This window comes from Streptomyces sp. NPDC003697 (assembly GCF_053587115.1).
On sequence record NZ_JBSFNN010000019.1, the window covers coordinates 43,839 to 58,885 of the forward strand.

The 15,047-nt window shown below is 73.8% G+C and carries 14 protein-coding genes; 11 read left to right on the plus strand and 3 right to left on the minus strand.

All coding sequences use genetic code 11. The features are described from left to right. Positions 1-16: 16 nt before the first annotated feature. The 5 genes from ACWDNY_RS10780 (at position 17) to ACWDNY_RS10800 (ending at position 4,576) form a co-directional block, all read left to right on the plus strand. A complete protein-coding gene (locus ACWDNY_RS10780; RefSeq protein WP_451645391.1) occupies positions 17-352 on the plus strand; it encodes a TlpA family protein disulfide reductase in 336 nt (111 codons plus the stop codon). A gap of 223 nt (positions 353-575) precedes the next feature. After that, entirely contained in the window at positions 576-1,085 is a 510-nt protein-coding gene (locus tag ACWDNY_RS10785; RefSeq protein WP_451645392.1) for a flavin reductase family protein, read from the plus strand. 240 nt (positions 1,086-1,325) lie between these two features. Continuing rightward, positions 1,326-2,111, plus strand: a complete 786-nt coding sequence (locus ACWDNY_RS10790) for an electron transfer flavoprotein subunit beta/FixA family protein (RefSeq protein WP_451645393.1) — start codon at positions 1,326-1,328, stop codon at positions 2,109-2,111. A 56-nt stretch (positions 2,112-2,167) separates the two neighbouring features. Next, positions 2,168-3,130: an electron transfer flavoprotein subunit alpha/FixB family protein gene (locus tag ACWDNY_RS10795; RefSeq protein WP_451645394.1), complete on the plus strand. Its 963-nt coding sequence runs from the start codon at positions 2,168-2,170 to the stop codon at positions 3,128-3,130. 144 nt (positions 3,131-3,274) lie between these two features. Next, complete coding sequence (locus ACWDNY_RS10800) at positions 3,275-4,576, plus strand: DUF6986 family protein (protein WP_451645395.1); 1,302 nt, start codon at positions 3,275-3,277, stop codon at positions 4,574-4,576. Positions 4,577-4,596: 20 nt separating this feature from the next. Here the strand turns inward: ACWDNY_RS10800 and ACWDNY_RS10805 are convergent, their stop codons facing one another. Next, positions 4,597-5,646: a LacI family DNA-binding transcriptional regulator gene (locus tag ACWDNY_RS10805; protein WP_451645396.1), complete on the minus strand. Its 1,050-nt coding sequence runs from the start codon at positions 5,644-5,646 to the stop codon at positions 4,597-4,599. A 204-nt stretch (positions 5,647-5,850) separates the two neighbouring features. On the opposite strand from ACWDNY_RS10805, the gene ACWDNY_RS10810 reads away from it, so the two are divergent. From ACWDNY_RS10810 to ACWDNY_RS10830, 5 genes are all read left to right on the plus strand, one after another. Further along, entirely contained in the window at positions 5,851-6,801 is a 951-nt protein-coding gene (locus ACWDNY_RS10810; protein WP_451645397.1) for an ROK family protein, read from the plus strand. Positions 6,802-7,051: 250 nt separating this feature from the next. Continuing rightward, positions 7,052-8,305, plus strand: a complete 1,254-nt coding sequence (locus ACWDNY_RS10815) for an MFS transporter (RefSeq protein ID WP_451645398.1) — start codon at positions 7,052-7,054, stop codon at positions 8,303-8,305. A 133-nt stretch (positions 8,306-8,438) separates the two neighbouring features. Beyond that, positions 8,439-8,633: a hypothetical protein gene (locus ACWDNY_RS10820; RefSeq protein ID WP_451645399.1), complete on the plus strand. Its 195-nt coding sequence runs from the start codon at positions 8,439-8,441 to the stop codon at positions 8,631-8,633. Positions 8,634-8,840: 207 nt separating this feature from the next. After that, positions 8,841-9,881, plus strand: coding sequence for an NUDIX hydrolase (locus tag ACWDNY_RS10825; RefSeq protein ID WP_451645400.1), 1,041 nt, complete (start codon positions 8,841-8,843; stop codon positions 9,879-9,881). Positions 9,882-10,065: 184 nt separating this feature from the next. Continuing rightward, positions 10,066-11,448, plus strand: coding sequence for an APC family permease (locus ACWDNY_RS10830; protein WP_451645401.1), 1,383 nt, complete (start codon positions 10,066-10,068; stop codon positions 11,446-11,448). 259 nt (positions 11,449-11,707) lie between these two features. Here ACWDNY_RS10830 and ACWDNY_RS10835 read toward each other — a convergent pair whose 3' ends face one another. Beyond that, positions 11,708-13,063, minus strand: coding sequence for a M20/M25/M40 family metallo-hydrolase (locus ACWDNY_RS10835; protein ID WP_451645402.1), 1,356 nt, complete (start codon positions 13,061-13,063; stop codon positions 11,708-11,710). 215 nt (positions 13,064-13,278) lie between these two features. Here ACWDNY_RS10835 and ACWDNY_RS10840 point away from each other — a divergent pair, with 215 nt between their 5' ends. After that, complete coding sequence (locus tag ACWDNY_RS10840; protein ID WP_451645403.1) at positions 13,279-14,523, plus strand: geranylgeranyl reductase family protein; 1,245 nt, start codon at positions 13,279-13,281, stop codon at positions 14,521-14,523. Here the strand turns inward: ACWDNY_RS10840 and ACWDNY_RS10845 are convergent. After that, positions 14,513-15,043 (minus strand): nitroreductase family deazaflavin-dependent oxidoreductase, encoded by a 531-nt coding sequence (locus ACWDNY_RS10845; protein WP_451645404.1) that lies wholly within the window; start codon positions 15,041-15,043, stop codon positions 14,513-14,515. The two genes, ACWDNY_RS10840 and ACWDNY_RS10845, sit on opposite strands and share 11 nt — an antisense overlap. Between the last annotated feature and the right edge of the window lie 4 nt (positions 15,044-15,047).

Genomic DNA, 15,047 nt, shown 5'->3' on the forward strand with positions numbered 1-15,047 from the left:
AGCGGAAGGAGCGCGGGTGCGCGGGGCGGACGACGTCGAGGGGGCCGGGCGGCTCGGCCCGGCCGAGCTGGGTGCCGACCTCGGTGAACGGGCCACGCTGGTGCAGTTCTCCAGCGCCTTCTGCGCTCCCTGCAGGGCGACCCGCAGGGTCCTGGACGAGGTGGCCGCGATGGTGCCCGGAGTCGCACACGTCGAGATCGACGCCGAGGCCCGTCTGGAGCTGGTGCGCGCGCTCGGCATCGTCAAGACCCCCACCGTCCTGGTCCTCGACGCGAGGGGCCGTGTGGTGCGCCGTGCCTCCGGCCTGCCGCGCAGGGCCGACGTCATCGCGGCCCTGGGGGAGGCGGTGTGAGGCCCGCGGCTCATGACGGTGAGGCATGTCCCACATCCCCGGGGCAACTTGACTGCCCCGGCCACCTGTCGTCAGCCTGCCCGTATGTGTTCGGAACTCCTTCTCCCCGGGCGGGCACGCCGTCGCACGGGCGGCCCGGCCCGCGCCGCGGCGGCACGCGGTCCGGACCGTTGAGCACCCCCGACCGATCGCCGCTCGTCCGCACCAGCAGAAGGACAACTCCATGACGGCCACGCCCGGCCTCGGCACCCCCCGCCTCGCGTCCCCCGATCTCCTGCGCTCCGTCTTCCGGCGGCACGCCGCGGGGGTCGCGGTGATCACCGCACGCGGCGGCTCCGGCCCGGTCGGCTTCACCGCCACCTCCCTCAGCTCGGTGTCCGCCGAGCCCCCGCTGATCTCCTTCGGCGTCGGCACCGGCAGCTCGAGCTGGCCGGCGATCTCGCAGGCCGGCCACGTCGGGGTCCACATACTCGGCGACCACCAGCGGGAACTCGCGGCCACCTTCGCCCGCAGGGGCGCCGACCGCTTCGGCGCGCCCACGGCCTGGCACGACGGTCCCGAGGGCGTTCCCGTGCTCGACGACGTCCTGGCCTGGCTGGTCTGCCGGGTCGTCGCGCGGGTCCCCGCCGGGGACCACCGCATCGTCCTGGCGGAGGTCGTCCTCGGTGATCCCGAGGGTGCCGGGCGGCCCCTGCTGTACCACCAGGGCCGCTTCACCGCCCTGCGCGACTGAGCCGGCCACCGCACCCCGTGGCGGCGCCGCCCCGCCTGCGGAGTCATCGGGTTCCGGTTACGCTGCGTTGCGAAGGTCACAGTTCAAAGCGCTTGCTTAGCGGGCACGAACTGGGTGTACTGGCGAGTAATGTTTCGACCGGAGCGCGGGGTCGCCCCGACCGGGATCGGCCGCTTGAGGCGCCTATGCTGCCTTGCAAGAAGGCCAGCACTGAAATGACGATGCAGTAGGAGAGCCGGCGTGAGCTTGAGGATCGTTGTCACTGTGAAGTACGTGCCCGACGCCACCGGCGACCGGCACTTCGCCGATGACCTGACCGTCGACCGCGACGACGTCGACGGTCTGCTCTCCGAGCTGGACGAGTACGCGGTCGAGCAGGCCCTGCAGATCGCGGAGAACGCGGACGACGCCGAGGTCACCGTGCTGACCGTGGGTCCCGAGGACGCCAAGGACGCGCTGCGCAAGGCTCTGTCCATGGGCGCCGACAAGGCCATCCACGTCGAGGACGACGACCTGCACGGCACTGACGCCATCGGCACCTCGCTGGTGCTGGCCAAGGCCGTCGAGAAGGCCGGCTACGACCTGGTGATCTCCGGCATGGCCTCCACCGACGGCACCATGGGCGTCGTGCCGGCGCTGCTCGCCGAGCGCCTGGGCGTCCCGCAGGTCACCCTGCTGTCCGAGGTCTCCGTCGAGAACGGCACCGTCAAGGGCCGCCGCGACGGCGACGCCGCCTCCGAGCAGCTGGAGGCCCAGCTTCCGGCCGTCGTCTCGGTCACGGACCAGTCGGGCGAGGCGCGCTACCCCTCCTTCAAGGGGATCATGGCGGCCAAGAAGAAGCCGGTGGAGTCCTGGGACCTGTCCGACCTGGACATCGAGGCCGACGAGGTCGGCCTGGAGAACGCCTGGACGAAGGTCGACTCCGCGACCGAGCGTCCGGCCCGCACCGCCGGCACGATCGTCAAGGACGAGGGCGAGGGCGGCAAGCAGCTCGCTGAGTTCCTCGCGAGCCAGAAGTTCATCTAAGGCTCACAGCCTGACCGCCCCTCAGACTTCGCAATCCGCAAGGAGATTTCGTTCCCATGGCTGAAGTTCTCGTCTACGTCGACCACGTGGACGGCGCCGTCCGCAAGCCCACCCTGGAGCTGCTGACCCTGGCCCGCCGCATCGGTGAGCCGGTCGCCGTCGCCCTCGGCGCCGGTGCCGAGAGCACCGCGTCGGCGCTCGCCGAGCACGGTGCGGTGAAGGTGCTCACCCACGACGCCCCCGAGTACGCCGACTACCTGGTCGTGCCGAAGGTGGACGCCCTGCAGGCCGCCCACGAGCAGGTGTCCCCGGCCGCCGTGCTGGTGCCGTCCTCCGCCGAGGGCAAGGAGATCGCCGCCCGCCTGGCGCTGCGCATCGGCTCCGGTATCATCACCGACGCCGTGGACATCGAGGCCGGCGACGAGGGCCCGGTGGCCACCCAGTCGGTGTTCGCCGCCTCCTACACCACCAAGTCCCGCGTCTCCCAGGGCACGCCCGTCATCACGGTCAAGCCGAACTCGGCCGCCGTCGAGGCCGCCCCGGCCGCCGGCGCGGTCGAGGCCCTGTCGGTGACGTTCTCCGAGCAGGCGACCGGCACGAAGGTCACCGCCCGTACGCCGCGTGAGTCGACGGGCCGCCCGGAGCTGACCGAGGCCGCGATCGTGGTCTCCGGTGGCCGTGGCGTCAACGGCGCGGAGAACTTCGCGATCATCGAGGCGCTCGCCGACTCGCTCGGTGCGGCCGTCGGTGCCTCGCGCGCCGCGGTGGACGCGGGCTGGTACCCGCACACCAACCAGGTCGGCCAGACCGGCAAGTCCGTCTCGCCGCAGCTGTACATCGCCAACGGCATCTCCGGCGCGATCCAGCACCGTGCCGGTATGCAGACCTCCAAGACGATCGTGGCCGTCAACAAGGACGCCGAGGCCCCGATCTTCGAGCTGGTCGACTACGGCGTGGTCGGCGACCTCTTCGACGTCGTCCCGCAGCTGACCGAGGAGGTCAAGGCCCGCAAGGGCTGACCTCCCGCGCTGTACGAGGCCCCCGTGACCGCCCGGTCACGGGGGCCTCGGTGCGTCGGGGGGTGTTGACCGGCGTGAAAACCCGGCACTACTGTCGTTCAACAGACTGTTGAACAGTCGTCGCGGGACACGGAGGGTGCCGGAATGGGCCAGACCCAGGAGAAGGTGACGACGAGCCTCGCCGGCGCCGTCACCGAGGAGATCAGCGCCTCCCTCGCACCGGTCGACGCCGACCTGGAGCGCCGCTACCCCGGCGACCCCGGCACCCGCCGGCCCGTGCACACCGTCTACGTCCCCGGCGACGCCTTCGACGCCGGCACTCCGCGCTCCTGGGGGGACCAGGCCCTCGCCGCCCTGGACGAGCACGCGCCGGACGCCGCCGCCTTCGCCGACGTCCTCGGACTGGGCGAGGAACTCGCCGGCCCGGTGTACGACCGCGTCCGCGCCAAGCTGGCGCGCGAACCCGTCGAGGACCTCCGGGTGGACTTCGAGGACGGCTACGGCCCGCGCCCCGGCACCGAGGAGGACCAGGCGGCCGCACGCGCCGCCCGGCTGATCGCCGAGGCGCACGCCGCCGGCACCGCCCCGCCCTGGACGGGCATCCGGATGAAGTGCCTGGAGGCGCCGGTCCGGGACCGGGGCATCCGCACCCTCGACGTCTTCCTCTCCGGCCTGATGGAGGCCGGCGGACTGCCCGGGGGACTGGCACTGACCCTGCCGAAGGTGACGTACGCCGAACAGGTCACCGCGATGGTCCGGCTCCTGGAGGCCTTCGAGAGGGCGCACGGGCTCCCCGGTGGGCGCCTCGGCTTCGAGATCCAGATCGAGACCAGCCAGGCCGTCCTCGCCGCCGACGGCACCGCGACCGTCGCCCGGATGATCCAGGCCGCGGAGGGCCGCGTGACGGGACTGCACTACGGCACCTTCGACTACAGCGCCTGCCTCGGCGTCTCCGCCGCCCACCAGGCCGTCGACCACCCGGCCGCCGACCACGCCAAGGCGGTCATGCAGGTGGCGGCCGCGGGTACGGGCGTACGCGTCTCGGACGGCTCCACCAACGTCCTGCCGGTCGGTCCGACCGAACAGGTCCACGCCGCCTGGCGGCTGCACCACGGCCTCGTCCGCCGCGCCCTGGCCCGCGCCTACTACCAGGGGTGGGACATGCACCCGGGCCACCTCCCGACCCGGTACGCGGCCGTGTTCGCCTTCTACCGCGAGGGCTTCGAGCAGGCGGCCACGCGCCTGGCCCGCTACGTCGACCGGGCCGGCGGCGACGTCATGGACGAGCCCGCCACCGCCAGGGCCCTGGCCGGCCATCTGCTGCGCGGCCTGGACTGCGGTGCCCTCGACGCCGACGAGGTGGCCCGTCCGGCCGGCCTGACCCGTACGGACCTGGAAGGCCTCGCCGCACCGGGCGGAGCGCACCTCACGGTGTCCGCGCGCTGAGAGCCCGCCGTCCGGTCCGCTCAGTGCGCCGGCGGGAGTTCGCCGGAGCCGCGGGTGATCAGCCGCGTCGGCAGCTCGATCCGCTCCGGGCCCGTCAGGGAGCCGTCGAGCTGACCGAACAGCCGCTCCGCCGCGGTCCGGCCGAGCGCCGCGGCGTCCTGTGCGACGACGGTGACGCCCGGCTGCAGCAGGTCGGCGAGCTCGATGTCGTCGAAGCCGACGAGGGCGACCCGGCGGTTCCCCTCGGCGAGGACGCGGACGACGGTCACCGTCACGCGGTTGTTGCCCGTGAAGATCGCGGTGACGGGGCGGGGCCCGGACAGCATCTCCTCGGCGGCCCGGCGCACCCGCTCCGGATCGGTGACCCCGAGCGACATCCAGGCGTCCTCGACAGGTATCCCCGCGTCCTCCATGGCGGCCCGGTAGCCGCGCAGGCGCTCGGCGGCCGTGTGGATGCGCGGCATGTCCCCGATGAAGCCGATCCGGCGATGGCCGTGGGAGATCAGGTGCGCGACGCCGTCCCGGGCGCCACCGAAGTTGTCCGACAGCACCACGTCGGCCTCCAGCTTCCCGGCCGGGCGGTCGACGAACACCGTGGCCACGCCCGCCCTGATCTCCGGTTCGAGGTACCGGTGGTCGTCACCGGCCGGGATGACGACCAGCCCGTCCACGCGCCGCGCGCACAGCGCCAGCGCCAGCTCCTGCTCGCGCTCGGGGTCCTCCGCACTGGAGCCGTTGATGAGCAGCGCGCCGTGCGCCCGGGCCACCTCCTCGACCGCGCGGCTGAGCGGACCGTAGAACGGGTCGGCGAGGTCCTCCAGGACCAGGCCGATGCTCGCCGTGCGGCCCTTGCGCAGCACCCGCGCGCTGTCGTTGCGCCGGAAGCCGAGGGCCTCGATGGCCTCCTGGACACGCCGCTCGGTGTCGGGGGTGACCCCCGGCTCGCCGTTGACCACGCGGGAGACGGTCTTCAGGCCGACACCGGCACGTGCCGCCACGTCCTTCATGGTCGGTCGGTTGCCGTAGCGGCTTCCGGAGAGGCGGTCTCCTCGGCGGGCGGTCTCGGGCACGATGTGCTGTCCTGTCTGTCGTCCACGCGGATGCGGCATCCATGAGGTGGTATGGAGATGTGGCGTCGAGCATAGAGCCTGGACAACGTTGTCATGGCCGCGAGAGACTGTCCACCGCACACTCCGGCCTGCGCCCCCCACCGCGAGACCGGCCTGCGCCTTCTTCGTGCTTTCTCAAGGTTTTGACGGGGAGAACTGACTCTGATGCACACCCATCTGGTGGCGGCGCTGGACATCGGTGGTACCAAGATCGCCGGAGCGCTGGTGGACGGCCGCGGCGGCATCCTGGCGCGCGCACAGCGCGCGACACCCGCGCAGGAGGACGGCGACACCGTGATGCGGGCCGTCGAGGAGGTGCTGGCCGAGCTGACCGCGTCGCCGTTGTGGGGGCGTGTCAAGGCACTCGGCATCGGCAGCGCCGGCCCGGTGGACGCCTCCGCGGGCACGGTGAGCCCGGTGAACGTCCCGGGCTGGCGCGGCTATCCGCTGGTCGAGCGGGCCCGCGTCGCGGCCGGTGGCCTGCCCGTCGAGCTGGTCGGCGACGGCGTGGCGATCACGGCGGCCGAACACTGGCAGGGCGCCGCCCGGGGCCATGACAACGCGCTGTGCATGGTGGTCTCCACGGGCGTCGGAGGCGGCCTGGTCCTGAACGGGCGGCTGCACCCCGGTCCGACGGGCAACGCCGGTCATATCGGCCACATCAGTGTCGATCTCGACGGCGACCCGTGCCCCTGCGGTGCGCGGGGCTGTGTGGAGCGCATCGCGAGCGGCCCCAACATCGCCCGCCGGGCGATCGGGAACGGCTGGCGCCCGGGCCCCGACGGCGACACCTCGGCCGCCGCGGTGGCCGAGGCGGCACGCGCCGGCGATCCGGTCGCGGTGGCGTCCTTCGAGCGCGCCGCGCAGGCGCTCGCCGCCGGGATCGCCGCCACCGCGACCCTGGTCGAGATCGACGTCGCCGTCATCGGCGGGGGAGTGGGCAAAGCGGGGGACGTGCTCTTCGTACCGCTGCGCAGGGCCCTGCGGGGGTACGCGACCCTGTCCTTCGTGCGGCGACTGACGGTGGTGCCGGCCCGGATGGGCACGGACGCGGGGCTCGTGGGGGCGGCCGCGGCCGCACTGACGGGACGCACGGGCGCGGCGGCGGGGGTGTGACGGCGGCCGGGCGCCCGTGGCCTGTCGGGGCCGGGGGCTGGGGCAGCCGGGGTCCGACGGCGGCCGGTGGACCGGCTTCGGTGCCCGGCCGCCGACCGGTCACGGGCTGGGCGGGTGCGAGGGCGCCCGCCGTCATCGCCGGTCGTTCGCATCGGTATGGGGAAGCAGTCCGGGCGGTACCCGGTTGACGGGGTGAGGCGATGACACAGCAGCCGAGGCCGCTCTCTCGTACCGGAACGGAAGTGCTCACATGCCGATGCCCCCGACCACGCGCCACGCGCCCGCCGAGGCCGCGCAGGGTGACCGCCGCCGGGCCGCCCACCGGTACGGGACCGGGTTCTGGACGGTGGCGGCGGTGTTCGTCACGGCCATGGCCTTCTCCACCGTGCCGACTCCGCTGTACCCCCTGTACCAGGCGCACGACGGGTTCTCGACGTTCACCGTCACCCTCGTCTTCGCGGTCTACGCCGTCGGTGTCCTGGCCAGCCTCCTGCTTGCCGGGCATGTCTCCGACTGGCTCGGCCGCCGGAACGTCCTCGTGGCGGCGCTCGTCCTCGAACTCGTCGCCGCCGCCCTGTTCCTGGCCTCGCCCGCGCTGCCGGTGCTGTTGGCCGCACGCCTGGTCACCGGTCTCGGCGTCGGGATGCTGACCGCGACCGCCACCGCGTACCTGCACGAACTGCACGCCGCGCACCGGCCCGGCGCCTCCCCGCAGCGCTTCGACATCGTGTCGACGGCGGCCAACATCGGCGGTCTCGGCCTCGGGCCACTGGTCGCGGGCGCCGTCGCCGAGTACCTGGGCGCTCCGCTGCGGCTGCCGTACGCCGTCTTCGGCGTCCTGCTGCTGCTCGGCATCGTCGGGGTGGCGCTGACCCCGGAGACGGTCACCAAGCCGGACGTGCGGCCGGCGTACCGGCCGCAGCGGGTGAGCGCGGACCACGGCGACCGGGCCGGGTACATCGCCGCCTCCGCCGCCGGCTTCGCCTCCCTCGCGGTGTTCGGACTGTTCACCTCCCTGGTCCCCGGGTTCGTCGGCGGAAGCCTGCACCACCCCTCCCGTGCGCTGTCCGGACTGATCGTGTTCGCCGTGTTCGGGTCCGCCGCGGCGGCGCAGACGCTGTCCGGCCGGCTGGGCACGCGGGCCCGCCTCGTCACCGGACTGCTCGCCCAGGCCGTGGGCGTGGCCGTCCTCGCGGTCGGCGTGCACACCGCCGTCCTGTGGGTGTTCCTGCTGGGCGGCATCGCCGCCGGTGCGGGGGCGGGGGTGCTGTTCAAGTCCGCCGTCGCGTCCGTCGCCGCCATGGCCGCACCGGCGCGGCGCGGAGAGGCCCTCGCGGGGCTGTTCCTGGTGTCCTACCTCGGCCTGGCGGTGCTGCCCGTGGGCCTCGGCCTCGCCACGCGGTACACCTCTCTCGCCGCCGCGATGACGTGGTTCACCGGCATCGTGCTCGCCCTGCTCGGCGCCGTCGCCCTGCTGGCACGCCGCGGCGGCACACGCGCGTGACCCCCTGTGCCACGGCCCCGGCCGCACCGGGTTCGTTGGCGCCCGGTCCGCAGGACGTACCGGGCAGGCGGCCCGAGGACGGTCCCGCCCGCCCGAGCGTGACCTGAGGCCCGTCGCGACGGTTGAGACGGTCATGAAGAAGCGCAGCATGCTGGCCATCGCCTCCCTCGCCACCGGATTCGTGGTGGCCGCGGTCACCCCGTCCCACGCCGCCGGGCACGACGCCCTCGGCGCGGTGAACGTCGAGGACGCGTTCGGCACCGTCGACCACACCGTCAGCCACGACAGCCCCGCGCTGAAGGACAGCCCCCTGGACCAGCTCGACTGACGGCCCGGCGCCGTCCGCACGCACGGCCGGCGGCCGCACGCGCGACGGCCCGGCCCCCGAACCCGGCGCCCGGCCGGTCGCCCGCACCACGTGCCGGTGCCCTCCCAGGGGCACCGGCACCGTCGTGAGTGCGTCCTCAACTGGGGCTGGTTTCCGTGGCAGGGTGGAGCGGGCAAGCCACTGGGGGCCAACAGAAGAGGGGGACTCGTGATCGTCTGGATCAACGGTGCGTTCGGTGCGGGAAAGACGACCACCGCACGGGAACTGATCGAGCTGATCCCGAACAGCGCGCTCTTCGACCCCGAGATCGTCGGCGGAGCGCTCGCGCGCCTGCTGCCGCCCAAGCACCTCGCCGAGGCCGGCGACTTCCAGGACCTGCCGATCTGGCGGCGGCTCGTCATCGACACAGCCGCCGCGATGCTCGCCGAACTGGGCGGCACCCTCGTGGTCCCCATGACCCTGCTGCGGCAGGAGTACCGTGACGAGATCTTCGGCGGTCTCGCCGCCCGCCGCATCGCCGTCCGGCACATCCTCCTGGCACCGGCCGAAACGATCCTGCGGGAGCGGATCGTCGGCCGTGAGGTCCCGCCCGGGCTGCCCGACGCCGAGATGCGGATACGCCAGTGGTCCTACGACCACATCGAGCCCTACCGCGCCGCCCTGGCCGCCTGGCTCACCGCGGACGCACACCTCGTCGACACCAGTGCGCTGACCCCGTACGAGACGGCCGTCCGCATCGCCGGGGCGATCGGCGAGGGCACCGTGCCCGCCTGCGACATCGTGCAGACCCCGGAGCCCACCGCCGAGACACTGGCCTCCGGGGTGCTCCTCTTCGACGAGCAGGACCGGGTGCTCCTCGTCGACCCCACCTACAAGGCCGGCTGGGAGTTCCCGGGCGGCGTCGTCGAGCCCGGTGAGGCCCCGGCCCGCGCGGGGATGCGCGAGGTCGCCGAGGAGACCGGGATACAGCTGGGGGAGGTGCCGAGCCTGCTGGTCGTCGACTGGGAGGCGCCCGCGCCGCCCGGTTACGGCGGCCTGCGTCTGCTCTTCGACGGCGGCCGGCTCGACTCGGAGGCGGCGGGCGGTCTGCTGCTGCCCGGACCCGAACTGCGCGACTGCCGCTTCGTCACCGAACGGGAGGCGGCCGACCTGTTGCCGCCGGTCCGCTACGAACGCCTGCGCTGGGCGCTGCGCGCCCGTGAGCGCGGGGCGGCGCTGTACTTGGAACGGGGGATACCGGTCGGCTGAGACAGCGCCGTGCGCGGGCACGGACGCGTAAGCGGGGACGAGCGGTCCAGCGGCCCGCCGGCCGCCGGGCGCCTGCCGATGCCGGGCGCCCACGGGCACGGCCGTGGGCGCCCGGGGACCGGCCCGAGGAAGAACACATCGTCCCCCGGGCGTGCTTTCGGCCGTGCGGGGGAGACGAGGCGACATGTCGCCAGTCAAGGAACAACCGCCCGCGGCAGCGGCCGGCCCGGCCCTCGCGCGGGCCCTCACCACCCCGCTCCTGTACTTCTTCATCCTGGGGGACGTGCTGGGAGCCGGGGTGTACGTGCTGGTGGGCCAGATCGCCGCGGACGCCGGGGGAGCGGTGTGGGTGCCCCTGCTCGTCGCGCTGGTGCTCGCGCTGCTGACGGCGGCCTCGTACGCCGAACTGGCGACGAAGTACCCGAAGGCGGGCGGGGCCTCCCACTACGCCACGCGGGCGTTCGGGCCGTTCGCCGGGTTCGTCGTGGGATTCTGCATGCTCGCGGCGGGCATCGTCTCCGTCGCCGCACTGGCCCGCGGGTTCGGCGGCGACTACCTTTCGGCGTTCGTCACGCTGCCCGTCGGACTCGTCGCCGTCGTCTTCCTCGTCCTGCTCGCCCTGGTAAACGCGCGGGGCGTCAAGGAGTCGACCCGCGCCAACGTCGTCGCCACCGTCATCGAGGTGGGCGGACTGGTCCTGATCGTCGCGCTCGGGGCGTGGCTGCTGCTGCGCGGCGACGGCGACCTCGGACGGCTCACCCGGCTGGGCACTCCCGAGAAGGGCGCGGCCGCCGCCGTCCTGAGCGGCTCGGTACTCGCCTACTACTCGTTCGTCGGCTTCGAGACCTCGGTGAACGTCGCCGAGGAGACCCGGAACCCGCGCCGCTCCTATCCGCGTGCCCTGTTCGGCGCGCTGGCGACCGCGGGGGCCGTGTACGTGCTGGTGGGGATCGCGGCGTCCGCGGCCGTGCCGACCGGACGGCTCGCTGCGTCGAGCGGGCCGCTGCTGGAGGTCGTGAAGGCCGCGGGGGGCGTGCCGCCCTGGCTGTTCAGCGCCGTCGCGCTCGTCGCCGTCGGGAACGGCGCGCTGCTCACCGGGATCATGTCCTCCCGGCTCGCCTTCGGGATGGCCCGTGACGGGCTGCTGCCCTCGGCGCTGACCAAGGTGCTGCCGGGCCGCCGCACGCCCTGGGCCGCGATCGCGGCGACCACCGCGCCGGCCCTGCTCCTGGCGCTCACCGGCAGCGTCGCCGCTCTGGCGTCCACCCTGGTGCTGTTGCTGCTCGTGGTCTTCCTCGTGGTCAACGCCGCCGTGCTCGTCCTGCGCCGCGACCCCGGGCAGGGAGACCACTTCCGGACGCCGACCGCCCTCCCCGTGCTCGGGGCGGCCTCCTGCGTCGCGCTCGCCACGCAGCTCGAGGCCGAGGTGTGGTTGCGCTGGCTGGCCGTGCTGGCCGTCGGCGTGGTGCTCGCCGGCGTCGCGGCCGTGCGGCGGGCCAGGGCCACCGGCACCACCGCGCCGGACCCGGCCCGCGGATCCGATCCGGACGGGGCGCCCGTCTCGTAGGGCCCGCCGGACCCGCCCCTGCCGGCGGCTCCCGCGACGGACGGGGCCCTCCTGGCAGACGGGGAACCTCGCGGACACCGCCGGCCGGAGTCCGGCCCTGCGCAAGGCCCGCGTGGCACGGTGGCCGGCCGTCCCGTTCGTCCCGCACCGGCCACCGGCACGCGGGCGGCCGGTGCGGGGCGAACGGGACGTCGACGGCCGCGGGCGGCCGTGCGGAGGGCCCCCGTCACGGGCGGGGCCCTGCCCGAGAGGAAACGGTTCAGCCGGCCGCGTAGTTGCGCAGGAACAGCGCCTCCGTCACCGACAGCCGCTCCAGCTCCTGCGGCGAGACGCTCTCGTTGACGGCGTGGATCTGCGCCTCCGGCTCACTCAGACCGATGAGCAGGATCTCCGCGCTCGGGTAGAGGGCGGCGAGGGTGTTGCACAGCGGAATCGACCCGCCCTGGCCCGCGTACTGCATCTGCTGCCCCGGATAGGCCAGCGCCATAGCGTCGGCCATCGCCTGGTAGGCCGGGCTGGTGGTGTCCGCGCGGAAGGGCTGGCCCTGGCCGATCTGCTCGGTGCGCACCCGGACGCCCCACGGTGTACGGGCCTCCAGGTGCGCCTGGAGGAGCTTGGTGGCCTCGGCGGCGTCGGCGCCCGGCGGCACGCGCAGGCTGATCAGCGCGCGGGCGCTCGCCTGCACCGACGGGGTGGCGCCGACGACCGGGGGGCAGTCGATGCCGAGGACCGTGACCGCCGGGCGGGCCCAGATGCGGTCGGCGACCGTGCCGGAGCCGATCAGCTCGACGCCGTCCAGCACCTTGGCGTCCTTGCGGAACTGCTCCTCGTCGTAGTTCAGGCCCTGCCACGAGGCCGTGCCGTCGAGTCCGTCGACGGTGGTCGAGCCGTCCTCGGCGCGCAGCGAGTCCAGGACGCGGATCAGCGCGGCGAGCGCGTCGGGGGCCGCGCCGCCGAACTGGCCGGAGTGCAGGTTGCCTTCGAGGGAGTCGACCTGGACACGCACCAGGGTCATGCCGCGCAGGGTGGTGGTGACCGTCGGCAGACCGGCCCGGAAGTTGCCGGCGTCGCCGATGACGATCGCGTCCGCCTCCAGCAGCTCGGGGTGCTCCTCGGCGTACCGCTCCAGGCCGCCGGTGCCCTGCTCCTCCGAACCCTCGGCGATCACCTTGACGTGCACCGGCACCCCGCCGTTGGCGCTCAGCGCCCGCAGCGCGAGCAGGTGCATGATCACACCGCCCTTGCAGTCGGCGGCGCCGCGCCCGTACCAGCGCCCGTCCCGCTCGGTCAGCTCGAACGGCGGGGTCGTCCAGCCGGCCTCGTCCAGCGGCGGCTGCACGTCGTAGTGGGCGTACAGCAGGACGGTCTTCGCGCCCTGCGGGCCGGGCAGGTAGCCGTAGACCGACTGGGTGCCGTCCGGGGTGTCGAGCAGGGCCACGTCCTCGAACCCCTCGGCGCGCAGCGCGTCCGCGACCCAGCGTGCGGCGCCCTCGCTCTCGCCGCGCGGGAACTGGTCGAAGTCGGCCACCGACTTGAAGGCCACCAGTTCGGCGAGTTCGTCCTTCGCCCTGGGCATCAGCGAGGCGACGGTCTCGGCGACCGGATTCGACGACATGGGCAACGCTCCTTGGTCAGGTGCGACGTTGTACGGATGAGTACCTGAGCGGTGCTCCGGGCACTCGCGTGCCCGGAAGATCGTCTCAGCGTGGGCGCGGTCCCCGGGTGGGGGGTCCACACAGCCGATCCTCCCACAGCGACCCGTGGCGACCTCGGTCGTAGGATGCGTGGGACAGCAGCGTCAGGCGGCTTGATCGGAGGCAGCGAACCATCGTGAGCAGCGAGAACTCTTCAGCGGACGACGTGCGGCAGGTGTGGGACGTCGTCGTGGTGGGCGCGGGGCCCGCGGGGGCCTCGGCCGCCTACGCGGCGGCGGTCGCGGGGCGGCGCGTGCTGTTGCTGGAGAAGGCGGAGCTGCCCCGGTACAAGACGTGCGGCGGCGGCATCATCGGCCCCTCGCGCGACGCGCTGCCGCCCGGTTACGAACTGCCGCTGCGGGACCGCGTGCACGCGGTCACCTTCTCCCACAACGGCCGCTTCACCCGCACCCGCCGCTCCCGGCAGATGCTCTTCGGGCTGGTCAACCGGCCCGAGTTCGACCAGCAGCTCGTCGAGCACGCGCAGAACGCGGGCGCCGAACTGCGCACCGGCGTGACCGTCTCACGGGTCGAGCAGCACGGCTCGACGGTGCCGGACCGGCGGACGGTCGCCGTGGTCCTGCAGGGCGGCGAGACGGTGCTCGCCCGGGCGGTCGTGGGCGCCGACGGCAGTGCCGGCCGCATAGGGGCGCACGTCGGCGTCAAGCTCGGCCAGGTCGACCTCGGCCTGGAGGCGGAGATCCCGGTCCCCGACACCGTCGCCGAGGACTGGAAGGGCCGGGTTCTCATCGACTGGGGGCCCCTGCCCGGGAGTTACGGCTGGGTCTTCCCCAAGGGGGACACCCTGACGGTCGGCGTCATCTCGGCGCGGGGCGAGGGCGCCGCGACCAAGCGCTACCTGGAGGACTTCATCGCCCGGCTGGGTCTCGCCGGGTTCGAACCCAGCATCTCCTCGGGGCACCTGACCCGCTGCCGGGCCGACGACTCGCCGCTGTCGCGCGGCCGGGTGCTGGTGTGCGGCGACGCCGCGGGGCTGCTGGAGCCGTGGACGCGCGAGGGCATCTCGTTCGCCCTGCGCTCCGGGCGGCTCGCCGGGGAGTGGGCGGTCCGCGTCGCCGAGGCGCACGACGCCGTGGACGCCCGCCGCCAGGCCCTGAACTACGCCTTCGCGATCAAGGCGGGGCTCGGCGTCGAAATGGCCGTCGGCAAGCGGATGCTGGCGGTGTTCGAGCGCCGCCCCGGTCTGTTCCACGCGGTGCTGACCGGTTTCCGCCCCGCCTGGAACGCGTTCAGGGACATCACGCGGGGCTCGACGTCGCTGGGCGAACTGTTCCGCAGCCACCCGATGGCCCAGCGCGCCCTGAGCGCGCTGGACCGGCGGCCCGCCGCGGCCACCGCGGAGGACCCGGTCAGTTCGTGACCGTGATGCGGAAGACCGGGTGGTCGGGGGCGGCCGCGAGGAGCTCCTCGTCGGTGGAGGCGGCCGTCACCCCCTGGAAGTACTGGTCGACCTGCCAGCCCCACTTCCGCAGATAGGTGCGCAGGACGGGGAGCTTCTCGTCGTCGGGAAGCTCCACCGCGGTGAACGTGTGGACCGTGCGCCCCACACGCAGTTCACCACCGCCCGCGGCGCGCATGTTGCGCACCCACTGCGAGTGGCCGCGCGCCGAGACCAGGTAGCGCGCGCCCCCGTGGGTGTGCGGGTTGACCGGGACGCGCTGCGGCTTTCCGCTGACCCGCCCGGGCACCGACAGCTCCGCGCTGCCGGCCAGGCTGAGCCCGTGCCGGGCCAGCCAGCCGACGACGCCGTTCAGGCGGGCGGCCAGCGGGCCGGACTTGAAGTAGTACGGCGACGCGGCGGAAGGCGACGACGCAGCAGGCGACGGCGAAGAAGACGAAGAGGAAGGCGACGAGGACGACGGCGACATGGTGACCCCCACGGTT

What these genes read in the sequence shown, in the direction of transcription:
- ACWDNY_RS10785 (WP_451645392.1), top strand. Translation starts at nt 576, where the DNA reads ATGACGGCCACGCCCGGCCTCGGCACCCCCCGCCTCGCGTCCCCCGAT.
- ACWDNY_RS10795 (WP_451645394.1), top strand. Translation starts at nt 2,168, where the DNA reads ATGGCTGAAGTTCTCGTCTACGTCGACCACGTGGACGGCGCCGTCCGC.
- ACWDNY_RS10800 (WP_451645395.1), top strand. Translation starts at nt 3,275, where the DNA reads ATGGGCCAGACCCAGGAGAAGGTGACGACGAGCCTCGCCGGCGCCGTC.
- ACWDNY_RS10810 (WP_451645397.1), top strand. Translation starts at nt 5,851, where the DNA reads ATGCACACCCATCTGGTGGCGGCGCTGGACATCGGTGGTACCAAGATC.
- ACWDNY_RS10815 (WP_451645398.1), top strand. Translation starts at nt 7,052, where the DNA reads ATGCCGATGCCCCCGACCACGCGCCACGCGCCCGCCGAGGCCGCGCAG.
- ACWDNY_RS10820 (WP_451645399.1), top strand. Translation starts at nt 8,439, where the DNA reads ATGAAGAAGCGCAGCATGCTGGCCATCGCCTCCCTCGCCACCGGATTC.
- ACWDNY_RS10830 (WP_451645401.1), top strand. Translation starts at nt 10,066, where the DNA reads ATGTCGCCAGTCAAGGAACAACCGCCCGCGGCAGCGGCCGGCCCGGCC.
- ACWDNY_RS10835 (WP_451645402.1), bottom strand. Translation starts at nt 13,063, where the DNA reads ATGTCGTCGAATCCGGTCGCCGAGACCGTCGCCTCGCTGATGCCCAGG.